We start from the raw sequence: 18,904 nt of genomic DNA, 5'->3' as shown, positions 1-18,904 counted from the left end.
GGGCGAACGATGGGGGGCGCGGGCGCCACTACCGGTGGCGCCACGGGCGGCGCTGGCGGTGCCGTGGGGCGCACCGCCAGGGGCGTGCTGGTCGAGACGTCATGCGCGAACAAATCCAGTTGCTGGTCGCCGACCTTGATGGTCTTCATCTGCTGGCGCAGGGTCGGCTCCTGGATGACCGCGCTGATGCCGTCTAGCCAGCGTTGTAGGCGTGAGGCGAAATGACGCGCATTTCTGATTCTATCCAATTTTCCACCTGTTGCATCATGCTGTCCGGGGTTTGCCCTTCCGGCGAAATCGGTTTGCCTATCGAGACGGTGATCAGTCCCGGGCGTTTGAGGAATGACTGCTTGGGCCAGCACTCGCCTGAATTATGCGCAATCGGCACCACCACGGCGCCCGTCGCGATGGCCAGACGCGTGCCGCCGCTCTTGTACTTGCCCGCCTGGCCCACGGGAATGCGGGTGCCTTCAGGGAACATGATAATCCATTGGCCGTCGGCCAGGCGGCGCTTGCCATGCGCGACCACGCTCTTGAACGCATGTTTGCCCTGTTTGCGGTCGATGGGGATCATGCGCAGCAGCGCCATGGCCCAGCCGAAGAACGGGATGTACAAAATCTCCTTCTTGAACACGTACACGAGCGGGCGTGGCAGGCTGGGAAGCAAGAAGATGGTTTCCCAGGCCGACTGGTGCTTCGACAGCACGATGGCCGGCGCATCGGGGAAGTTCTCGGCGCCCTTGACTTCATAGCGGATGCCGCAAATGACCTTGGCACACCACAGGATAAACACGTTCCAGCGCGAGGTGACCCAATAGCGCTTGTTGTAGCTCAATGGCGCGGCAAAAAAGCACACGCAGGCCCAGACGATGGTGGCTACGATCATGATGATCATGAACAGCAGGGATCGCAGGAACAGGGAAATATTACGCAATGCGGTTCTCCGAAGATTAGATACTGAATGCCACTGTGGGCGCCGGTGCGGCTGGCGCCTTGAGCAGGTGGCCGACGACGGCGGCCAGGTCGGGGAAGACTTGGGTGCCAGGCGGCAGGCCACCCGTTTCGTTGGTTTTCTCGCCCTTGCCCGTCAGGACCAGGTAGGGCGCGCAGCCGCTGATGAAACCGGCCTGCAGGTCGCGCAGCGAATCGCCGACCGTGGGCACGCCTTTCAGGCTGGTGTTGTAGCGCTGCGAGATTTCATGGAACATGCCCGGTTTCGGCTTGCGGCAGTCGCAATTGTCCGCGCCCGCGTGCGGGCAAAAGAAGATGGCGTCGATATCGGCGCCCACCTGCTGCGCCAGCGTGTGCATCTTCTGGTGGATCGCGTTGAGCACCGTCATGTCGAAGTATTCGCGCGCGATGCCCGACTGGTTCGAGGCGACGACCACGCGATAGCCGGCCTGGTTCAGGCGGGCGATCGCTTCGAGCGAGCCGGGGATCGGCAGCCATTCGGCCGGCGACTTGATGAAGTCCGGCGAGTCATGATTAATGACGCCGTCGCGGTCGAGAATAATCAGTTTCAGCGCCGGAGTCCCCATTATGCCGCCAGCTTGGAAATGTCGGCCACGCGGTTCATCATGCCGTGCAGGGACGACAGCAGTGCCAGGCGGTTGTTGCGCAGGGCGACATCCTCGGCCATCACCATCACGTCGTTGAAGAAGCCATCGACGTCATCGCGCAGCTGCGCCAGGGTTTGCAGGGTGCTGGTGAAATCGCCCTTGGCGAAGGCCGCGTCGACTTCCGGCTGCACGCGCGAGACGGCGGCGGCGAGTTTTTTCTCCGCCTCGTCCTGCAGCAGCGCCACGTTCACGCCGCCGGCAGCGACCTGGCTCACGGCTTCCTCGTTCTTTTTCAGGATGTTCGTGATGCGCTTGTTGGCGGCCGCCAGCGAAGCGCTTTCCGGCAAGGCGGCAAACGCCTGCACGGCTTCCAGGCGCTGCACGATGTCGTCCAGGCGGTCGGGATTCTGCGCCACGACGGCTTCGATCTCGTTCGGCGAGAAACCGCGCTCGCGCAGGATGCCGCGCAGGCGGTCCAGCATGAAGGTGGTGACATCCGTGACCGGGTCCTTGAAGCCGGGCACCGCTGCGAACTGCGCGGCGGCGTCAAACAGCAAGCCCTGGATCGACAATGGCAGGCGTTTTTCCAGCAGCATGCGCAGTACGCCCAGGGCGTGGCGACGCAGCGCGAACGGGTCCTTGTCGCCCGTGGGCGCCAGGCCGATGGCCCAGATGCCGACCAGGGTTTCGAGCTTGTCGGCCAGAGCCACGGCGGTGCCGGTGGCGGTCGCCGGCAGGCTGTCGCCGGCAAAGCGCGGCTGGTAGTGCTCGGAGGCGGCCAGCGCCACTTCTTCCGGCTCGCCGTCATGGCGCGCGTAATACGTGCCCATGATGCCTTGCAGTTCGGGGAATTCGCCCACCATGTCGGTCAGCAGATCGGCCTTGGCCAGCAGGGCGCCACGTTCGGCCAGGGCCACGTCATATTGCAGCTTGGCGGCGATGGCGCCGGCCAGCGACTTGACGCGCTCTGTGCGGGCTGCTTGCGTGCCCAGCTTGTTGTGATACACGACATTGGCCAGCAGCGGCAGGCGCGATGCCAGGGTCTTCTTCTTGTCCTGCTCGAAGAAGAACTTGGCGTCGGACAGGCGCGGGCGCACGACGCGCTCGTTGCCGCCGATGATGTGCTCGGGCGTGTCCGTCTCGATGTTCGAGACGATCAAAAAGCGCGAGCGCAGCTTGCCTTCGCTGTCGGTCAGGGCGAAGTATTTCTGGTTCGTCTGCATCGTGAGGATCAGGCATTCCTGCGGCACGGCCAGGAATTCTTCCTCGAAGTGGCATTCATACACGACCGGCCATTCGACCAGGGCCGTGACTTCATCGAGCAGCGCCTCTGGCATCAGTACCTGGTCGGCGCCGGCCTTGTCCAGCAGCTGGGCGCGGATGCGTTCCTTGCGTTCCTCGTTGCTGGCGATGACGCTGGCGTTGAGAATCAGCGACGGCGCATAGTTTTCCGCGTGCGCGATGGTGACCGGTTCGCCGTCGGTGAGGAAGCGGTGGCCCAGGGTGGTGCGGCCGGCGCTCAAGCCCAGCAGGGTCAATGGCAGGATGTTGATGCCGTGCAGGGCGATCAGGCTGTGGGCCGGGCGCACGAATTGCACGGTGCTGCCGTCCGGGCGCTGGTAGCTCATCAGTTTTGGAATCGGCAGCTTGGCGCAGGACTCTGTCAAGGCGGCTTGCGCGCCCGTTTCCAGTTTGCTGCCCGGCGCCGTGTAGGTATAGAAGAAGCTTTCAGCCTTGCCGTCGACGGCGCGTTCCAGCTCGGCCACCGTCAGGTCGGGGAAGCCCAGCGCGGCCAGTTTCTTGGCCAGCGGCGGCGTGCCGTTGCCGTTCGCGTCCAGCGCCACGGAGACGGGCAAGACTTTTTCGCGGATCGATTTATCGGGCGAGACTTCGCGTACGTTGGTGATGGAGACGGCCAGGCGGCGCGGCGAGGCGTAGCTGGTGGCGACGCTGTCGGCTTCCAGGAAGTCGCGCGATTTCAGGCCGTTGACGATGCCGGCCGTGAAGGCGGCGCCCAGTTTGGCCAGCGCTTTCGGCGGCAGTTCTTCGGTCAGCAGTTCGATGAGCAGTGTTTGGTTCATGGTGTTCTTGTCAGGTACGGCGGTGTAGAGGCTCGAATTAGGCGGCGGCTTGGTCTGCGGCGGGCAGCATCGGGAAACCGAGGCGCTCGCGCGAGTCGTAATATGCTTGCGCCACCAGGCGCGACAGGGTGCGCACGCGGCCGATGTAGGCGGCGCGTTCCGTCACCGAGATGGCGCCACGCGCATCGAGCATATTGAAGCTGTGCGAGGCCTTCATGATCTTTTCGTAGGCGGGCAGGGTCAGTTGCAGCTCGATCAAACGCTTCGCTTCCGCTTCGTAGTTGCCGAACTGTTCGAACAGCAGGTCCGTATTCGCGTGCTCGAAGTTGTAGGTCGATTGCTCCACCTCATTCTGGTGGAAGACGTCGCCGTAGGTCAGTTTCTTCGTGACTCCATTTTCTTCCCACTCGGTCCACACCAGGTCATACACGTTTTCCACGCCCTGCAGATACATGGCCAGGCGTTCGATGCCGTAGGTGATTTCGCCCAGCACGGGCTTGCAATCGAGGCCGCCCACTTGCTGGAAGTAGGTAAATTGGGTCACTTCCATGCCGTTCAGCCAGACTTCCCAGCCCAGGCCCCAGGCGCCCAGGGTCGGGCTTTCCCAGTCGTCTTCGACGAAGCGCACGTCATTCTGCTTCAGGTCCAGGCCCAGCGCGGCCAGCGAACCCAGATACAGGTCGAGGATGTTTTCCGGCGCCGGCTTCAAGACCACCTGGTACTGGTAGTAGTGCTGCATGCGGTTCGGGTTTTCGCCATAGCGGCCATCTTTCGGGCGGCGCGACGGCTGCACATACGCGGCGCGCCACGGTTCCGGGCCGATCGCGCGCAGGAAGGTGCCGGTGTGGAAGGTGCCGGCGCCGACTTCCATGTCGTAAGGCTGGAGCAGGGCGCAACCTTGCTTGTCCCAATAGGTTTGCAAGGTCAGGATAATTTGTTGAAATGTGAGCATCGTATGAGTTCGCCGCGCGGGAGGCTGCGCTTTGTTAAGGTTTGCTTGAAGCCCGCACGCTGCTAACAAGCGCGTCCGGGCCGGGGTTTTGCTAATTTTAGCGGTTTTTGCGGGCCCACTGTGACTCTTCGGGCAATATCGGCCGCTTATTGCTGCGCGGCGCGGCCACGGCGGGCGGCGCGCGACAGCAGGAAGGCCGTCAGCAGGGCCAGCGCGGCCAGGGCCAGCACCAGTTTATTGCCGTACAGAATGTATGGCGTCATGCCGCCCATGCCCTGCACCTTGGCCGCCAAGGTGGCTTGCTGTTCCGGCGGCAGCAGGCTTTGCACCACGCCCTTGCCGTCGATGACGGCCGTGGCGCCCGTGTTCGTCGAACGCAGCATGGGGCGGCCCGTTTCCAGGCTGCGCATCTGCGAAATCTGCAGATGCTGCGGGATGGCGATCGAATCGCCAAACCAGGCCAGGTTCGAGATATTGAGCAGCACGGAGGCCGACTGCTTGCCTTGGCGGTGGGCGCTGGCCAGCTGTCCTGCGATTTCTTCGCCAAACAGATCTTCGTAGCAGATATTCGGCAGCACCAGCTGGTCGCGTACCTGCAGCGGGGCCTGCACCTCGGCACCACGGCCCATGTCGCCCAGCGGGATGGCCATCATGGCGACGAACCAGTGCAGGCCGGGCGGCACGAATTCGCCGAACGGCACCAGATGGTGCTTGCGGTACTGGTAGTAGGGACCGCCCGTGCCGTTGGGGGAAATCCCCAGGGCCGCATTGTAGAAGCGCTGCTGTTCGTCGAGCACGGGCATGCCGAGCAAAATCGTGCTGCCCGTCTGCTGCGAATACGTCGCCAGGCTGTCCAGATAGCCGGGCGGCAGCTGGTGCGGCAGCACGGTGACGGCCGTTTCCGGCGTGGCGATCAGGTCGGCCGGCGCGCTGGTGATGGCGCTCTGGTACATCTGCAGGGCGCCCAGCACGAAGCCGGGGTCGAATTTCTGCTGTTGCGGCACGTTCCCCTGCAACAGGCGCACCGTGATGGGGCGCCCGACCGGATGGGTCCAGTTCACATATTGCAGGCCAACGCCGGCCGCATACAGCGCGACGACGCCGCCCAGCGCAAACCAGCGCGTGCGGTGCAGGGGGTGAACTAGCAGCAGCAGGGCGCCGGCGGACAGCGCCGCCAGCCAGCCCAGGCCATATGCGCCGACGATGGGGGCAAAGCCGCCCAGCGGGCTGGTATTGTGGGCGTAGCCGGTGGCCAGCCACGGGAAACCCGTAAACAGCCAGCCGCGCGTCCATTCGAACAGGGTCCACATGGCCGGCAGCACTAGCAAGGTCATGGCGGGCAGGGACAGCACCCAGCGCTGGCGCAGCCAGGCGGCCGCGCCCATGGCCAAGGCCACGTAGATGGCCATCAAGAGGGCCAGCAGGGCCACGGCGATTGCGGCGATCGGCGCGGCCATGTCGCCATAGCGGTGCATCGAGATGTACAGCCAGTGCGTGCCGGCCGCGCACCAGCCGAAGCCGTAGGCCCAGCCGATCAGCGCGCCGGACTTGACGTTCGCCGCGCGCAGTACCTGGTAGAACAGCACGCCCAGGCTGAGGATTTGCAAAGGCCAGTAGCCGAAAGGGGCGAACGCCAGCACGGCGACGGCGCCAGCGACGGCGGCAGTCAGCATGCGCGCCCAGGTGCTGCGGGGCGGTTTGGCGGGGGCGTTGGGATCTAAGCGTCTGAAACGCATTTACAGCACGCGCATGTCAGAGTTCCAGTTCCGGCACGTTGGGCAGGCGCTCGACGAGCAGCACGTGCACCTGGCGCGCATCGGCGCGCAGCACCTCGAAACGCAGATTGCCCAGGTCGAAGATATCGCCCTTGTGCGCCATGCGGCCCAGGTACTTCGAGACCAGGCCGCCGATGGTGTCGACGTCGTCGTCCACCAGGTGGCTGCCCACTTCTTCGTTGAACTGTTCGATCTCGGTCAGCGCCTTGACTCTCCAGCGGGGGCCGAACTGGCCTTCCTTGAGCGAGAGGATATTGTCCTCGGCTTCGTCGAAGTCGTATTCGTCCTCGATGTCGCCGACGATCTGTTCCAGCACGTCTTCGATGGTGATCAGGCCGGCGACGCCGCTGTATTCATCGACGACGATGGCCATGTGATTGTGGTTGGCGCGGAAATCGCGCAGCAGCACATTCAGGCGTTTCGATTCGGGGATGAAGATGGCGGGGCGCAGCATGTCGCGCACGTCGAAAGTTTCTTCTGCGTAATAACGCAGCAAGTCTTTCGCCAGCAGGATGCCGATGACCTTGTCGCGCTCGCCTTCGATCGCGGGGAAGCGCGAGTGGGCGGTGGACAGGACTTCCGGCATCCATTCCTCGATCGGCTTGCTGATGTCGATGACATCCATTTGCGAACGGGGAATCATGATGTCGCGCGCACAGAGATCCGACACCTGGAACACGCCTTCGATCATCGACAGGGCGTCGGCGTCGATCAGCTTGCGTTCATGCGCATCGTGTAGAACTTCGAGCAATTCTGCACGGTTCTCTGGCTCGGGGGAAATGAGTGCGGTCAGGCGTTCAAACAGTGACCGGTGGGGCTTGACGTCAGTTCTGACGCCACTAGGGTGCTCGGGCATAGGAGGCGTGAGCCGTTGTTGCGAAGGGATATAGGATACACCAAAAGTGGGGGAATACCGGATTTCCCCGCTTTTGATGCAAATTTAATACGTTGAAGTGCGCCGTTGCGCGATCTTTTACGCCGCTTCCGGGCCCAGCACGCGCGCGCGCAAGTGCGCCACGTCGGCCTGCCAGTCGGCAAAGTGCTCGCTGTCCTGCCACAGCTGGCGCAGTTCCGAGGTCTCGGCCGTGATGCGCTCGAAGGCCAGGCGCGCCTTTTCCAGCAGCGGCGGCGTGACTTTCTTCCTGCAGGCGGCCACCCATTCATCCACCTCGGCCGTGGCCGGGTCGTCCTCGCCCGGCTTGCCCAAGAGGCGCGCGATGACTTCCAGCGCGGCCAGCGCCTCGGCGGCGAACGGCGCTTCCAGCTCCGCTTCCTGGCTGTCGATGACGTTGTCGAGCGTGGTCTCGACCAGTTCCAGGGTTTTATATTCGTGCAAGTCCTGCGCCCAGTCCATGGCGTAGTCGTTGCCGAAGGCGTCAAGTGCCCAGGTTCCCATGTGCTTACTCCTTGTACGGATCGGTAATGCCGAGTTTGGCGAGGATCTCCGTTTCCAGGCCCTCCATCTCGGCCGCTTCCTCGTCGTCCATGTGGTCGTAGCCTTGCGCATGCAGCACGCCGTGGACGATCAGGTGGGCCGTGTGCTCTTCCACGCTTTTCTTTTGCTCGGCCGCTTCCTTTTCCAGCACGTCCGTGCACAGGATGATGTCGGCGCGCGTCGGCTCGTCTTCGGCCAGCTCTTCGCCTTCGTTGTAGGCGAAGGTCAGCACGTTGGTGGCGTAATCCTTTTCGCGGTAATCGCGGTTCAAGGTACGGCCTTCCTCCGCGTCGACGAAGCGGATGGTGAATTCGGCCGGGGCGAACAGGGCCGCCTTGACCCAGCGGCGCACGTTCGGGCGCGTGATCAGGGTTGCCAGGCGGGCATCCGGGTATTGCACGGACAAGGACAGTTTATTTTTTTCGGACATTTTTGGCGGCAGCTGGTTTCAATAAGGGAAGTAACTGGGCGGCGTCGGCATTGGCCGCCTGCGCCGTTTCGTAAGCGTCGACGATGCGCGCGACAAGCGGATGGCGTACCACGTCGGTGCTGTTAAATTGCGTGAAGCCGATGCCGCGCACATCCTTGAGCACGTGCACGGCGTCGATCAGGCCACTCGTCTGGCTCTTGTGTAGGTCGACTTGCGTCACGTCACCCGTGACCACGGCCTTGCTGCCAAAGCCGATGCGCGTCAAAAACATCTTCATCTGTTCGACGGTGGTGTTTTGCGCCTCGTCGAGGATGACAAACGCGTGGTTCAGGGTGCGCCCGCGCATGTAGGCCAGCGGGGCGATCTCGATCACCTGTTTTTCAAACAGTTTTTGCGTGCGGTCAAAGCCCAGCAAATCATACAGCGCATCGTAGAGGGGACGCAGGTAGGGGTCAACCTTTTGCGCCAGGTCGCCCGGCAGGAAGCCCAGGCGTTCGCCCGCTTCGACGGCGGGGCGCGTCAGGATGATGCGCTTGACGGCGTCGCGTTCGAGCGCATCGACGGCGCAGGCGACGGCCAGATAGGTTTTACCCGTACCGGCCGGTCCCACGCCGAAGCTGATGTCGTGCTCGAGGATGTCGCGCAAGTAGGCGATCTGGTGCGGCGTGCGCCCGCGCAGGTCGGCGCGCCGCGTTTTCAGCACGGGGCTGGCGATGTCCGGCTCGACGAAGGTGCTGATGGACGTATTGGCGTGGTGTTCCGAGGCGGCGGACAGGCCCGCGCGCTGTTCCACCAGGGCCAGCTGCACTTCTTCCAGCGGCACGACCTTGTTGGCGATGGCGTAGAACTGCTCGAGGATTTCCACGGCCCGTTCGGCATTGCTGCCGCCAACGATGAATTTCTCGCCGCGGCGGAAGATCGTCACGTCGAGGGCGGCGGAAATCTGGCGCAGGTTTTCATCGAGCGGTCCGCACAGATGCGCCAGGCGCGTGTTGTCGAGCGGCTCGGGGATGAAGTAATGTGGCTGTATCGGGGCTTTGGTTTTCAACTGGCTCTTTTCAATGCGGGGGCGCTGGCGACGAGTTCGCCGCGCAGGGTGTAGGAATGGCTTTCGGTGATGCGCACGTCGACCAGCTGTCCGACCAGGTGCAAACCGTCCGGGCCGGCGTCGAAATTGACCACGCGGTTGTTTTCCGTGCGGCCTTGCAGTTCGCGAGCTATCGTGTCCTTCTTCGAGCGGCCTTCGACGAGGATGGTTTGCACGCTGCCGACCATGGCCAGGCTGTATTTGCGCGTGTTGGCGTCGATGGCCGCCTGCAGTTGCTGCAGCCGGGCCAGCTTGACGTCATGCGGCGTGTCGTCTTCCAGGCTGGCGGCCGGCGTGCCGGGGCGCTTGCTGAAGATGAAGCTGTAGCTGTTGTCGAAGCCGACGTCCGCGATCAGTTTCATCATGGCATCGAAGTCGGCCTGGGTTTCGCCGGGGAAACCGACGATGAAGTCCGAGGAAATGGCCATGTTCGGGCGCACGGCGCGGATGCGGCGGATGATGGACTTGTATTCGAGGCCCGTGTAGCCGCGCTTCATGGCGCCGAGCACCTTGTCGGAACCGTGCTGCGCCGGCAGGTACAGGTGGTCGACCAGTTGCGGAATCTTGGCGTAGGCGTCGATCAGGCGCTGCGTGAATTCCTTCGGGTGGCTGGTGACGAAGCGCATGCGCTCGATGCCGGGAATATCGGCCACATATTCGAGCAGCAGGGCGAAGTCGGCGATCTCGCCGCCTTCCATCGCGCCCCGGTAGGCGTTGACGTTTTGCCCCAGCAGGGTGATTTCCTTGACGCCCTGGGCGGCCAGGCCCGCCACTTCCGTCAGCACGTCCTCGAAGCGGCGCGACACTTCCTCGCCGCGCGTGTAGGGTACGACGCAGTAGCTGCAATATTTGCTGCAGCCTTCCATGATGGAAACGAACGCCGAAGCGCCTTCCACCTTGGCTGGCGGCATGTGGTCGAACTTTTCGATTTCCGGGAAGCTGATGTCCACTTGCGCATCGCCGCTGGCGCGGCGCAGCTCGATCATCTGCGGCAGGCGGTGCAGCGTTTGCGGGCCGAAGACCATGTCGACATACGGCGCGCGCTTGACGATGGCGTCGCCTTCCTGCGAGGCCACGCAGCCGCCGACGCCGATCAAGAGGTGCGGCTTGGCCAGTTTCAGCTCGCGCAGACGGCCCAGGTCGGAAAACACTTTTTCCTGCGCCTTTTCGCGCACGGAGCAAGTGTTGAGCAGGATCACATCGGCATCTTCCGGCGTGTCGGTGCGCACCAGGCCATCGGAGGCGCCCAGCACGTCGGCCATCTTGTCCGAGTCGTACTCGTTCATCTGGCAGCCGAAGGTTTTAATGAATACTTTTTTCTGCATGGAGTCGGATGCTTATCGGTAAATGTGGCGGCAAATAAGTGGGACAACTAAGTGTGGCGGCAAATCAGCTGGGCAGGGGGCTTGCGCCGTGCGCCGCTCGGGGCGGGAGACGGTGGATGACCGGCCGGGCGCCTCTGGCTGCCCGGTGGCAGGCTCGCTGCAAGTTCAGGCCATAGTTTAGCGTAAATCGCCGGGACGGGCCATGTCGTGCTGACCTTGCCGACAAGGTTGCGGTGTGAGCAAGGCGCCCGGAACGACGATGCTGCAAAGCATTTATTGCCGTACGACACCATTGATTTGTAACAAGTTGCTGCAAAGCCTTGTGTGCGCCCGCTGGCATCCTAATGTGTTGAAATAGCATCGTTGCCAAGCCAACCAGCAGTTTGATTGATATTTAACAATCAGGAAGTTTGCGCGAGGCGCAGATGCTGCGTGTTTGGACTAGTATATTGTCTTATATGCAATTCATTTCAGCGGATTGCACGTGCTTTTACTCACGCGGCAAGCTGTGCATGTTGGCTGGGCGTGGCAGTGCGAGTCCTGTGCAGGCAGTGCGACAAGGAGGGACGGCGGAGGGGAGGCTGACACTGATGGAAGGCGTTTATTTAAACACTCTAAGCCAGCCTTAAGTTCGTATCGGCATTATTTTCTACATTCACCAGACGAGGAAAAATCATGGCACATCATGCATTAGCATCGCAAGAGAGTTACAACCCGAATCACCTGCTGGATATTCTGCTGAGCAAGATGCAGCTGAAAAACGACGCAGCCCTGTCGCGCCTGCTCGAAGTGGCGCCACCCGTCATCAGCAAGATCCGTCACCACCGCTTGCCGGTCGGCGCCTCGCTGCTGATCCGCATGCACGAAGTGACGGGCATGAGCATCCGCGACCTGCGCGACCTGATGGGTGACCGCCGCACCAAGTATCGTCTGTCCGACGCCCAGGGCCGTCCAAAAGCGGAAGACCGCGGCGATGCGCAAGAATCGAATTACGCGCACTGAGGTGGCGGTTGTACGCTGACTGTGCCGCTTGCGTAGCTGCTGGCGGCAACAGGCTGGCGTGGACCGGGCAAGGTGGAATGATGGCAGTACCCATAACGGCTTTCGCCCCCAGGCGAGGGCCGTTTGCGTTTGCGGCTTTGCCTGCCGAGTCAGCTTAACAAGGCCGTCGTGATTTCGTCGTAGCGCAGCTCCGTTTCGCGGAACAGTTGCAGATACGCATCTTCGCCCAGGCCCAGCGCATCCCAGGCGACGGGCGAGACGCGCGGCACCATGTCGTCGCCCGCCTGCGCCAGGTCGAGCGCGCAGACGACGGCATTGGCCACGTGGATCAGCGATGCCAGGAAGCCCGCCCCCGGCGTTTCCGGCTGCAGGTAGTTGGCCAGCGCCAGGCGCATGGTATCGGAAAAATTCCAGTGTTCGGCCAGTGCCACGCCCGCCTGCACGTGGTCCACGCCCAGCACCGTTTGCTCCGCTGCGAGCAGGCTGCAATCGTGCGCCGCCTGGTGCGCGATGACTTGCGCATATTGCGCGGGAAAACTGCTGACCAGCACCAGGCGACCGATGTTGTGCAGCAAGCCGGCCGTGAACGCGTAATCCTGGTTGAAGCGGATCTGCCGCGCCAGCACCTTGGCGCAGGCGGCCGTCGCCACCGAATGGCGCCAGAAGGCCTTGTCGTCGAAGCCGGGGCAGCGTCCTTCCGGGAAGCAGCCCGTGATGGCGGCCGAGGTGATCAGGCTGCGCGTGGTCTGGAAGCCCAGGTACGTGATCGCCTGCTGGATGGTGGTGGCCTTCACTTGCAAGCCATATTGCGACGAGTTGGCCAGGCGCAGGGTTTTCGCCGTCAGCGCCTGGTCGTACGACACTTTTTTCGCCAGCACGGAAATATCCACGTCTTCCTGGTCTATGCTGTTGAGTAATTCCATGACGACGGCGGGCAGCGAAGGCAGGTCATCGAGGTGGGCGACGATATCGTCGAGCGTCAGCTGGGTGCTCATGCGGCCTCTCCCGTGCCCAGGCGGTAAGCCGTGACATAGCTGCGCAGCAAGGCGGTGGCCGCATCCTCGGGATTTTCCGGGTCCAGCTTGCGGAACAGGTAATCGAGCCGTTCGCTGTCGGCCGCCTGCTGCACGGCGATTTCTTCCGGCGACGGGGGTGGTGCCTGAATCGGCAGCATGTCGATGTTGTGACGCGGCATCAGGGCTAGCATGTTTTCCGTCAATACCGCGCCTTGCGGCAACAGCACTTGTCCATGCGCATCGAGCAAGACATCCGACAAGACCATGCCGGGACGAACTTGTTCCAGGGGTAGATGTTGATGCGTGACCGCCATGACGACTCCTTAGATGATTGCGGGATATTACCATTGCCATCACGCAATGTCTCAACCTGCATCAAAGTCCCTATCGAAAGTGGGGATGCTGTAAATCTTGCCAATAAGCATGTCATACCGTACATTTGATTCAGGCTGTTGTCCGCTGACGTCTCTGCGCCCGCGCCGCGGGCCGGCTTGGCCCGGGGAGTGTTGATCGATGGTGAGTATTCAAGTCCGGCTGACCTTGCTTTTTGTCGTGATCGTCACCCTGGTGCTGGGCATTTCGGGCAGCTATACCCAATATACCCTGAGCCAGGAACTTGAATCGGGCAGCGCGCGCCTGCGCAGCGGCGTGCTCACGCGCTTGCAGACCAGCTTGCCTTCGGCCCTGTGGGACCTCGATAAATCCAAGGTCGACAGCATCGTTGCGGCAGAAATGTTGCCGCCGGAACTGGTCGGTATCCGCGTCTATGACGCCTCGGTCGGCCTGTTCGCCGGCGAAGTGCGCGACGCGTCCGGCACCCTGGTGCCGCTGACGGACGACGTGGCCATGGGCGGCACGCCCGTCGAGGCGCCGCTGGTGTTCCGCGACGCCGTGGCGGCGGCCACGGGCGGCAAGCCGGTGATCGTCGGCAAGGTCATCGTCAATTTCAGCCGCGCGCAGATCGATGCGGCCTTGCGCGGCGAAGTGCGGCGCAAGGTGCTGGAAGTGTTGCTACTTGACATCATTTTGGTGGGCGCCCTGGCGCTCAGCCTGCGCATCGTCTTCGAACCGTTGAAACAGTTGCGCGACGGCTTGTTCGACCTGGCCACGCGCGGCAGCGATGACGTTGAAGAGTTGCCGGAAAACCGGCGCGACGAACTGGGCGACGTGATCCGCGGCTTCAATGCCGTGCAGCGCAAGCTCAAGTCCATCATCGAGGGCAGCCGCGAGGCGGAAGACATGGCGCGCCGTTCGCAGCAGGAGACGGCGCAGGCCATGGACGAGCTGCGCCGCGCGCAGGAATCGTTGCTGCAGTCGGAACGCCTGGCCTCGCTGGGCAGCCTGGTGGCCGGCGTGGCGCATGAAATCAATACGCCGGTCGGCATCGCCCTGACCAGCGCCTCGGTGCTGAAGGAAGCCACCGATCACATCAGCGCAGCGGTGGCCGGCGGCAGCGTCAAGAAGACCGATATCGTGCGCTACCTGGAAACGGCCGGCGAAAGTGCGCGCCTGATCATGAACAATGCCTACCGCGCCGCGCACCTGATCCACAGCTTCAAGCAGATTGCCGTCGACCAGGTCAGCGAGGCGCGCCGGCTGTTCGAATTGCGCGACTATATCGGTGAAGTGATCTCGAGCCTGCAGCCGACCCTGAAAAAGACGCGCATCCGCATCGATATCGATTGTCCGCCAGGCATCATGCTCGACAGCTATCCGGGCGCGCTGGCGCAGGTGCTCACCAACCTGGTCCTGAACTGCGTCGAGCACGCCTTTGATGCGGACACGGATGGCCATATCCATATCGGCGTGCACGGCGACAACGACTGGATCGCCATGCAGGTGCGCGACAATGGCCGCGGCATCGCCCCCGACATGCTCGACCGCGTGTTCGACCCGTTTGTCACCACGCGGCGCGGACAGGGCGGCACGGGCCTGGGCTTGAATATCGTATTCAACTTGATTGCCAAGCAGTTTGGCGGCACCATCACGGTCAGCAGCACCTTGGGGCAGGGCGCGACGTTCCTGCTGCGCCTGCCCAAGGTGACGCCGTTGCCGGAAGGCGCAGCCAGCGTTCCTGCCGACCAGGCATAGGCATAGGCATAGGCAAAGGGAAACACATGGTACAGCTTGAAAACAGTCAGCAAGTGGCGCTTTTGCGCGGGATCAATGTGGGCCGCGCCAAGCGCGTGGCCATGGCCGACCTGCGCAAGTTGCTGGGCGACCTGGGTTTTGCGCAGGTGCGCACGGTACTCAACAGCGGCAACGTCGTGTATGACGGCGGCAAGGTCGCGCCAGCCGAGGCCGCAGCCCGCATCGAGGAAGCGCTGGTATTGAAGCTGGGCGTGGCGGCCAGGGTGACCGTGCTGTCGGCCCGCCAGTTTGCCGAACTGATCGAACAAAACACGCTGGCGCCGGCGGCCGATGCGGCCCGTTTGCTGACCTTGGTGCTGAACATTCCGGCCGACGTGCAGCGTCTGGCGCCGCTCTTGCAGCAGGCGTGGCAGCCGGAAGCGCTGGCGCTGGGGCAATGGGCCGCGTATGCCTGGTGTCCCGATGGCGTGCTGGCCAGCAAGGTGGTGGCGGCGCTGGGCGTGCTGCTGGGCGATGGCGTCACGTCGCGCAACTGGGCCACCATGCAAAAGTTACATGCGCTGCTGAACGGGCCGGAGGCGGCAGCCCCATCCTCACTCACCAAGGAGCACTGATGCCTGCCATTACAGGTACCTTCGACGTCACCATCACCCCCGAAACCTTGTCGGACACGGCCGCGCAGTCGGGGCTGGGACGCTTGTCGCTAGCCAAGCGCTACCACGGCGCCCTCGACGCCAGCGCGCAGGGCGAGATGCTCAGTGCGCGTGCCAGCGTGACCGGTTCGGCAGGCTATGTGGCGCTGGAACGGGTGGAAGGCAGCCTGGACGGGCGTCACGGCAGTTTTTATTTGCAGCACAGCGGCACGATGACGCGCGGTGCGCCCAGTCTGTCGGTGACGGTGGTGCCCGATACGGGGACGGGCCAGTTGCAAGGGCTGTCGGGCAGCCTGGCCATCCGCATCGAAGAGGGCAAGCATTATTATGATTTCACGTATGACATTGCTGAGGCGCAATGAACTGGGATATCGTCAAGGGCATATTGATCCTGCTGGTCGCCGTCAGCGCCCTGGGCACGGCCTTCGTGCTCATTTCCGCCTCGGGCACGGACAAGGCCGCCTGCATCGCGCGTGCCCTGAAGTCAGGCATTCCTGTGGGGAATATCGAACGGGTGTGCCGCTTGCTGGATAAGTAAGCATTTACCCGCAAGGCCGCCAAAAAAATTCCGCGCAAGGCGGAATTTTTTTAACGCAACGGCATCGGCCGCCGGAGTGGGGTCAGCTATCGAATTTTTCCTGTTTTTCACCGTGCATGCTAAAGGCCAGCAAACCCAAGCCCACCAGCAGCATCGAGACCATGCTCGCTTCGGGCACGGGCGGCGGCACGTTCGTCTGCTGTACCGCAGGGGTGGCTGCGGATGGGGGCAGTGCGCCCTGGCGTGCGCCGGCGTTGCGCCAGCGCGGGGCCGCGTTGAGCGTGTTGCCCTGCGTCAGCAGGCGCGCATACGGCAGGTCCGGTGTTTCCCAGCCGGGATTGTTGCTGATGTTGTTGACGCCGAGACTCTCGTCGCTGACGATCTGATCGCTTGCTGCGCGCGGCTCGCCCGGCGTGCCGGCGCCGGTTGCCGCCGCACCTGCACTGACGGACAGTGCCAGCAAGGCCATGCATAGCGGCTGAAGTATCTTCATCTTTGACTCCCTGGTTCACCGTGCGGCGTGGCCGAAACCGGCCTGCGCCTGGACGGACAATGCGCCTGTACGGGGGCGTATCACGATTTTTCTGATGAGGTCTTATTACAGCACAAATCGTGGCAATTTTGCTACGTATATTTGCTTTAAATTACGAATATTTATCATTTTGATAGCGCGAGCGCTATCGTTGCCGCACACTTTGCATGAGCACGCTATCGCCGAAAAACACTGTTGTTTTTTTGTGCGAATCGCCAGCAGGAAAACAATATATTGATTAGTATATTGTTTATCGCATGATGATCAATATGACCGCCTGTGGGAGGGCAAGATGGAGACAGTCGCAACACAACACGCCGAATACAACCTCGACGCCATGCGTGGCTCGGCCTACAAGGCCAGCTCGCTGCTCAAGGCCATGGGCAATGCCGACCGGTTGATGCTGCTGTGCCAGCTATCGCAGGGCGAGCATTGCGTCAGCGACCTCGAGCAAAAAGTGGGCATCGGCCAGCCGACCCTGTCGCAGCAGCTGGGCGTGCTGCGCGAAGAGATGCTGGTGGCCACGCGGCGCGACGGCAAGCAGATTTATTACCGCGTCGCCAGCGCGCCCGTGCTGGCTGTGCTGCAAGTGCTGTACGCGCAATTTTGCGCGCCGCGTCCCCCGTTCAACGACGAAGCCGACTGAGCTTGCCATGACGATAGCCTGGCAACACTTCACGCCATGGGCCTCGCTGGCCGGCGGCATGCTGATCGGCCTGGCGGCGGCGCTATTGATCCTGTTCAATGGCCGCATCGCCGGCATCAGCGGCATTGTCGGCGGCTTGCTGCGCCCGCGCAGTGGCGACCTGGGCTGGCGCATCGCCTTTCTTGCCGGCCTGGCCGGCACGCCCCTGCTGTGGCGGTTGTGGCAAGCCTTGCCGCCCGTGCAGATCGACGCGGGCACGCCGGCGCTGATCGTGGCGGGCCTGCTGGTGGGCGTGGGCGTGCGCTATGGCGCCGGCTGCACCAGCGGCCACGGCGTATGCGGCCTGTCGCGCCTGTCACCCCGTTCGCTGGCGGCCACGTGTGCCTTCATGGCGGCCGGTTTCCTCACCGTGTATCTGTTGCGCCATCTGTGAGCAAGCTTATGAGCAAGCTGATCCTTTCCCTGTTGAGCGGCCTCGTGTTTGGCCTGGGCCTGATCGTTTCCGGCATGAGCAACCCGGCCAAGGTGCTCGGTTTCCTCGACCTGGCCGGCGCCTGGGATCCGTCGCTGGCGCTGGTGATGGGCGGCGCCATCGGCGTGGCCTTGCCCGCGTTCTGGCTGGCGCGGCGGCGCAGCACGGCGCTGCTGGGCGACCCCATGCAATTGCCGGCGTCGCGGCGCCTCGACCGGCGCTTGCTGCTGGGCAGCCTGGCCTTTGGCGCGGGCTGGGGCATCGCCGGTTTTTGTCCCGGTCCCGCTCTCGTGTCGTTGTTGGCGGGACAGCCGAAGGCGTGGATTTTTGTGCTTGCCATGCTGGCTGGCATGGCCATTTTTGAAGTGCTGGAGCGCCGCAAGGCACCCGCGCCGGCCTGAGACGGTACAATCTGGCGCATCGCCACTCTGGATACTGCTTACATGAAGACCGTGATTTTCCGCGCCGGCGCGCGCGCCGCCCTGCTGTGCGGCGTGCTGGCGCTGGCCGCCTGCGGCAGCTTGCTGAAAAAGGAAGCGCCGCCCCCTCCCGCGCCCGTGGCCGACGCCTTGCCCAATCCGCAAGTGCTGCTGCTCGGCGAAGTGCATGACAATGCGCAAGGCCAGCGCCTGCGCGTCGCGGAATTGCAGCGCCGCCTGGCGGCCGGCTGGCGTCCCGTGATTGTCATGGAACAGTTCGACCGCGAAAACCAGGCCTTGCTGACGCGCGCCGCGCGCGATTGCGCCGACCCCGACTGCATCATCCGCGTGATGGAGCAGCCGCGCTGGGACTGGAGCTTGTACCGGCCCGTGCTCGACCTCGTCATCAGCTACCAGCTGACCTTGGTCGCCGGCAACCTGTCGCCGGCCGACGCCTCGCGCATCGTGCGCGACGGCATCCAGTGGTCCATGCCGCCCGCCATGGTGGCCACTTACCTGGCCGCGCCTGTGCCGGCCGACATACTGGAAGGGCAAAAGAAGGAAGTGCAGGCGGCCCGCTGCAACATGTTGCCCGATATGATGGTGAGCGGTGTCGTCAACGCCCAGGTGGCGCGCGATATCTGGATGGCCAAGCTGATCCGCGACCAGGCGCCGCGCGACGTGGTGCTGATCGCCGGCAACGACCACGTGCGCAAGGATATCGGCGTGCCCCGCTGGCTGAAGCTGGCCGATCCGCAACTGAACCTGCGCAGCATCGGCTACCTGGAGCAGGGTAGCACCGGCTACAAGGGCACGTTTGATCTGACGCAAACCATGCCCGCGCAACCGCGCCAGGACCCGTGCGCGAAGTTTAAACAGTAAGGTTCAAGA

Annotated in this window: 22 protein-coding genes; 9 read left to right on the top strand and 13 right to left on the bottom strand. The window is 63.2% G+C overall.

What is annotated here, in order from left to right; genetic code table 11:
• Positions 1-193: 193 nt before the first annotated feature.
• The 10 genes from AC07X6_RS27375 to miaB all read right to left on the bottom strand — a co-directional run bounded on the left by AC07X6_RS27375 (position 194) and on the right by miaB (position 10,644).
• Positions 194-934 carry a lysophospholipid acyltransferase family protein gene (locus AC07X6_RS27375; protein ID WP_034746739.1) on the bottom strand — a complete coding sequence of 247 codons (741 nt, stop codon included), beginning with the start codon at positions 932-934 and terminating at the stop codon, positions 194-196.
• Between the two features lie 16 nt (positions 935-950).
• Positions 951-1,538, bottom strand: a complete 588-nt coding sequence (gene gmhB, locus AC07X6_RS27370) for a D-glycero-beta-D-manno-heptose 1,7-bisphosphate 7-phosphatase (protein WP_230538857.1) — start codon at positions 1,536-1,538, stop codon at positions 951-953.
• Positions 1,538-3,640: a glycine--tRNA ligase subunit beta gene (glyS, locus tag AC07X6_RS27365; protein ID WP_494793051.1), complete on the bottom strand. Its 2,103-nt coding sequence runs from the start codon at positions 3,638-3,640 to the stop codon at positions 1,538-1,540. The genes gmhB and glyS overlap by 1 nt, the downstream gene beginning before the upstream one ends.
• Before the next feature lie 37 nt (positions 3,641-3,677).
• Positions 3,678-4,592 carry a glycine--tRNA ligase subunit alpha gene (gene glyQ, locus AC07X6_RS27360; protein ID WP_152257971.1) on the bottom strand — a complete coding sequence of 305 codons (915 nt, stop codon included), beginning with the start codon at positions 4,590-4,592 and terminating at the stop codon, positions 3,678-3,680.
• A gap of 146 nt (positions 4,593-4,738) precedes the next feature.
• Entirely contained in the window at positions 4,739-6,265 is a 1,527-nt protein-coding gene (gene lnt, locus AC07X6_RS27355) for an apolipoprotein N-acyltransferase (RefSeq protein WP_494793050.1), read from the bottom strand.
• A 79-nt stretch (positions 6,266-6,344) separates the two neighbouring features.
• Positions 6,345-7,223 carry a CorC family transporter gene (locus AC07X6_RS27350; RefSeq protein ID WP_034746750.1) on the bottom strand — a complete coding sequence of 293 codons (879 nt, stop codon included), beginning with the start codon at positions 7,221-7,223 and terminating at the stop codon, positions 6,345-6,347.
• 117 nt (positions 7,224-7,340) lie between these two features.
• Complete coding sequence (locus AC07X6_RS27345) at positions 7,341-7,763, bottom strand: DUF4259 domain-containing protein (RefSeq protein ID WP_494793049.1); 423 nt, start codon at positions 7,761-7,763, stop codon at positions 7,341-7,343.
• Positions 7,764-7,767: 4 nt separating this feature from the next.
• Entirely contained in the window at positions 7,768-8,232 is a 465-nt protein-coding gene (ybeY, locus tag AC07X6_RS27340; RefSeq protein WP_230538853.1) for an rRNA maturation RNase YbeY, read from the bottom strand.
• Positions 8,216-9,280 (bottom strand): PhoH family protein, encoded by a 1,065-nt coding sequence (locus tag AC07X6_RS27335; protein WP_494793048.1) that lies wholly within the window; start codon positions 9,278-9,280, stop codon positions 8,216-8,218. Before AC07X6_RS27335 ends, ybeY begins: the two co-directional genes overlap by 17 nt.
• On the bottom strand, positions 9,277-10,644 hold the full coding sequence (miaB, locus tag AC07X6_RS27330; RefSeq protein ID WP_494793047.1) for a tRNA (N6-isopentenyl adenosine(37)-C2)-methylthiotransferase MiaB: 1,368 nt from the start codon (positions 10,642-10,644) through the stop codon (positions 9,277-9,279). Before miaB ends, AC07X6_RS27335 begins: the two co-directional genes overlap by 4 nt.
• A gap of 675 nt (positions 10,645-11,319) precedes the next feature.
• On the opposite strand from miaB, the gene AC07X6_RS27325 reads away from it, so the two are divergent.
• On the top strand, positions 11,320-11,646 hold the full coding sequence (locus AC07X6_RS27325; protein ID WP_034746769.1) for a hypothetical protein: 327 nt from the start codon (positions 11,320-11,322) through the stop codon (positions 11,644-11,646).
• 149 nt (positions 11,647-11,795) lie between these two features.
• Here the strand turns inward: AC07X6_RS27325 and AC07X6_RS27320 are convergent, their stop codons facing one another.
• Together AC07X6_RS27320 and AC07X6_RS27315 are read right to left on the bottom strand one after the other, a co-directional pair.
• A complete protein-coding gene (locus AC07X6_RS27320) occupies positions 11,796-12,641 on the bottom strand; it encodes an HDOD domain-containing protein (protein ID WP_474292808.1) in 846 nt (281 codons plus the stop codon).
• The gene (locus AC07X6_RS27315; protein ID WP_494793046.1) at positions 12,638-12,976 is read right to left on the bottom strand and encodes a hypothetical protein; all 339 of its coding nucleotides are present in this window, start codon (positions 12,974-12,976) and stop codon (positions 12,638-12,640) included. The genes AC07X6_RS27320 and AC07X6_RS27315 overlap by 4 nt, the downstream gene beginning before the upstream one ends.
• A gap of 199 nt (positions 12,977-13,175) precedes the next feature.
• Between AC07X6_RS27315 and AC07X6_RS27310 the strand changes: the two genes are divergently transcribed.
• The 4 genes from AC07X6_RS27310 to AC07X6_RS27295 are packed head-to-tail and all read left to right on the top strand — an operon-like array spanning position 13,176 to position 15,944.
• Positions 13,176-14,753 carry a sensor histidine kinase gene (locus AC07X6_RS27310; RefSeq protein ID WP_494793045.1) on the top strand — a complete coding sequence of 526 codons (1,578 nt, stop codon included), beginning with the start codon at positions 13,176-13,178 and terminating at the stop codon, positions 14,751-14,753.
• Between the two features lie 26 nt (positions 14,754-14,779).
• Positions 14,780-15,367: a DUF1697 domain-containing protein gene (locus AC07X6_RS27305; RefSeq protein ID WP_494793044.1), complete on the top strand. Its 588-nt coding sequence runs from the start codon at positions 14,780-14,782 to the stop codon at positions 15,365-15,367.
• Positions 15,367-15,768, top strand: coding sequence for a DUF3224 domain-containing protein (locus tag AC07X6_RS27300; RefSeq protein ID WP_230538846.1), 402 nt, complete (start codon positions 15,367-15,369; stop codon positions 15,766-15,768). Before AC07X6_RS27305 ends, AC07X6_RS27300 begins: the two co-directional genes overlap by 1 nt.
• On the top strand, positions 15,765-15,944 hold the full coding sequence (locus AC07X6_RS27295) for a hypothetical protein (RefSeq protein WP_077408453.1): 180 nt from the start codon (positions 15,765-15,767) through the stop codon (positions 15,942-15,944). Before AC07X6_RS27300 ends, AC07X6_RS27295 begins: the two co-directional genes overlap by 4 nt.
• An 82-nt stretch (positions 15,945-16,026) precedes the next feature.
• Here AC07X6_RS27295 and AC07X6_RS27290 read toward each other — a convergent pair whose 3' ends face one another.
• On the bottom strand, positions 16,027-16,437 hold the full coding sequence (locus AC07X6_RS27290; protein ID WP_230538845.1) for a hypothetical protein: 411 nt from the start codon (positions 16,435-16,437) through the stop codon (positions 16,027-16,029).
• A gap of 331 nt (positions 16,438-16,768) precedes the next feature.
• Between AC07X6_RS27290 and AC07X6_RS27285 the strand changes: the two genes are divergently transcribed.
• From AC07X6_RS27285 to AC07X6_RS27270, 4 genes are read left to right on the top strand one after another with little or no spacing between them, the layout of a single operon-like run.
• Positions 16,769-17,122: an ArsR/SmtB family transcription factor gene (locus AC07X6_RS27285; RefSeq protein ID WP_070310209.1), complete on the top strand. Its 354-nt coding sequence runs from the start codon at positions 16,769-16,771 to the stop codon at positions 17,120-17,122.
• Between the two features lie 7 nt (positions 17,123-17,129).
• On the top strand, positions 17,130-17,555 hold the full coding sequence (locus tag AC07X6_RS27280) for a YeeE/YedE family protein (RefSeq protein ID WP_494793043.1): 426 nt from the start codon (positions 17,130-17,132) through the stop codon (positions 17,553-17,555).
• Positions 17,556-17,563: 8 nt separating this feature from the next.
• The gene (locus AC07X6_RS27275; RefSeq protein ID WP_494793042.1) at positions 17,564-17,995 is read left to right on the top strand and encodes a DUF6691 family protein; all 432 of its coding nucleotides are present in this window, start codon (positions 17,564-17,566) and stop codon (positions 17,993-17,995) included.
• 42 nt (positions 17,996-18,037) lie between these two features.
• The gene (locus tag AC07X6_RS27270) at positions 18,038-18,895 is read left to right on the top strand and encodes a ChaN family lipoprotein (protein WP_494793041.1); all 858 of its coding nucleotides are present in this window, start codon (positions 18,038-18,040) and stop codon (positions 18,893-18,895) included.
• The last annotated feature ends 9 nt before the right edge of the window (positions 18,896-18,904 follow it).

The organism is Janthinobacterium sp. GW460-12-1-14-LB5 (assembly GCF_059423585.1).
This window is presented reverse-complemented; position numbering and strand designations above follow the sequence as displayed.

What these genes read in the sequence shown, in the direction of transcription:
- gmhB (WP_230538857.1), bottom strand. Translation starts at nt 1,538, where the DNA reads ATGGGGACTCCGGCGCTGAAACTGATTATTCTCGACCGCGACGGCGTC.
- glyS (WP_494793051.1), bottom strand. Translation starts at nt 3,640, where the DNA reads ATGAACCAAACACTGCTCATCGAACTGCTGACCGAAGAACTGCCGCCG.
- glyQ (WP_152257971.1), bottom strand. Translation starts at nt 4,592, where the DNA reads ATGCTCACATTTCAACAAATTATCCTGACCTTGCAAACCTATTGGGAC.
- lnt (WP_494793050.1), bottom strand. Translation starts at nt 6,265, where the DNA reads ATGCTGACTGCCGCCGTCGCTGGCGCCGTCGCCGTGCTGGCGTTCGCC.
- AC07X6_RS27350 (WP_034746750.1), bottom strand. Translation starts at nt 7,223, where the DNA reads ATGCCCGAGCACCCTAGTGGCGTCAGAACTGACGTCAAGCCCCACCGG.
- AC07X6_RS27345 (WP_494793049.1), bottom strand. Translation starts at nt 7,763, where the DNA reads ATGGGAACCTGGGCACTTGACGCCTTCGGCAACGACTACGCCATGGAC.
- ybeY (WP_230538853.1), bottom strand. Translation starts at nt 8,232, where the DNA reads ATGTCCGAAAAAAATAAACTGTCCTTGTCCGTGCAATACCCGGATGCC.
- miaB (WP_494793047.1), bottom strand. Translation starts at nt 10,644, where the DNA reads ATGCAGAAAAAAGTATTCATTAAAACCTTCGGCTGCCAGATGAACGAG.
- AC07X6_RS27325 (WP_034746769.1), top strand. Translation starts at nt 11,320, where the DNA reads ATGGCACATCATGCATTAGCATCGCAAGAGAGTTACAACCCGAATCAC.
- AC07X6_RS27320 (WP_474292808.1), bottom strand. Translation starts at nt 12,641, where the DNA reads ATGAGCACCCAGCTGACGCTCGACGATATCGTCGCCCACCTCGATGAC.
- AC07X6_RS27315 (WP_494793046.1), bottom strand. Translation starts at nt 12,976, where the DNA reads ATGGCGGTCACGCATCAACATCTACCCCTGGAACAAGTTCGTCCCGGC.
- AC07X6_RS27310 (WP_494793045.1), top strand. Translation starts at nt 13,176, where the DNA reads ATGGTGAGTATTCAAGTCCGGCTGACCTTGCTTTTTGTCGTGATCGTC.
- AC07X6_RS27305 (WP_494793044.1), top strand. Translation starts at nt 14,780, where the DNA reads ATGGTACAGCTTGAAAACAGTCAGCAAGTGGCGCTTTTGCGCGGGATC.
- AC07X6_RS27300 (WP_230538846.1), top strand. Translation starts at nt 15,367, where the DNA reads ATGCCTGCCATTACAGGTACCTTCGACGTCACCATCACCCCCGAAACC.
- AC07X6_RS27295 (WP_077408453.1), top strand. Translation starts at nt 15,765, where the DNA reads ATGAACTGGGATATCGTCAAGGGCATATTGATCCTGCTGGTCGCCGTC.
- AC07X6_RS27290 (WP_230538845.1), bottom strand. Translation starts at nt 16,437, where the DNA reads ATGAAGATACTTCAGCCGCTATGCATGGCCTTGCTGGCACTGTCCGTC.
- AC07X6_RS27285 (WP_070310209.1), top strand. Translation starts at nt 16,769, where the DNA reads ATGGAGACAGTCGCAACACAACACGCCGAATACAACCTCGACGCCATG.
- AC07X6_RS27280 (WP_494793043.1), top strand. Translation starts at nt 17,130, where the DNA reads ATGACGATAGCCTGGCAACACTTCACGCCATGGGCCTCGCTGGCCGGC.
- AC07X6_RS27275 (WP_494793042.1), top strand. Translation starts at nt 17,564, where the DNA reads ATGAGCAAGCTGATCCTTTCCCTGTTGAGCGGCCTCGTGTTTGGCCTG.
- AC07X6_RS27270 (WP_494793041.1), top strand. Translation starts at nt 18,038, where the DNA reads ATGAAGACCGTGATTTTCCGCGCCGGCGCGCGCGCCGCCCTGCTGTGC.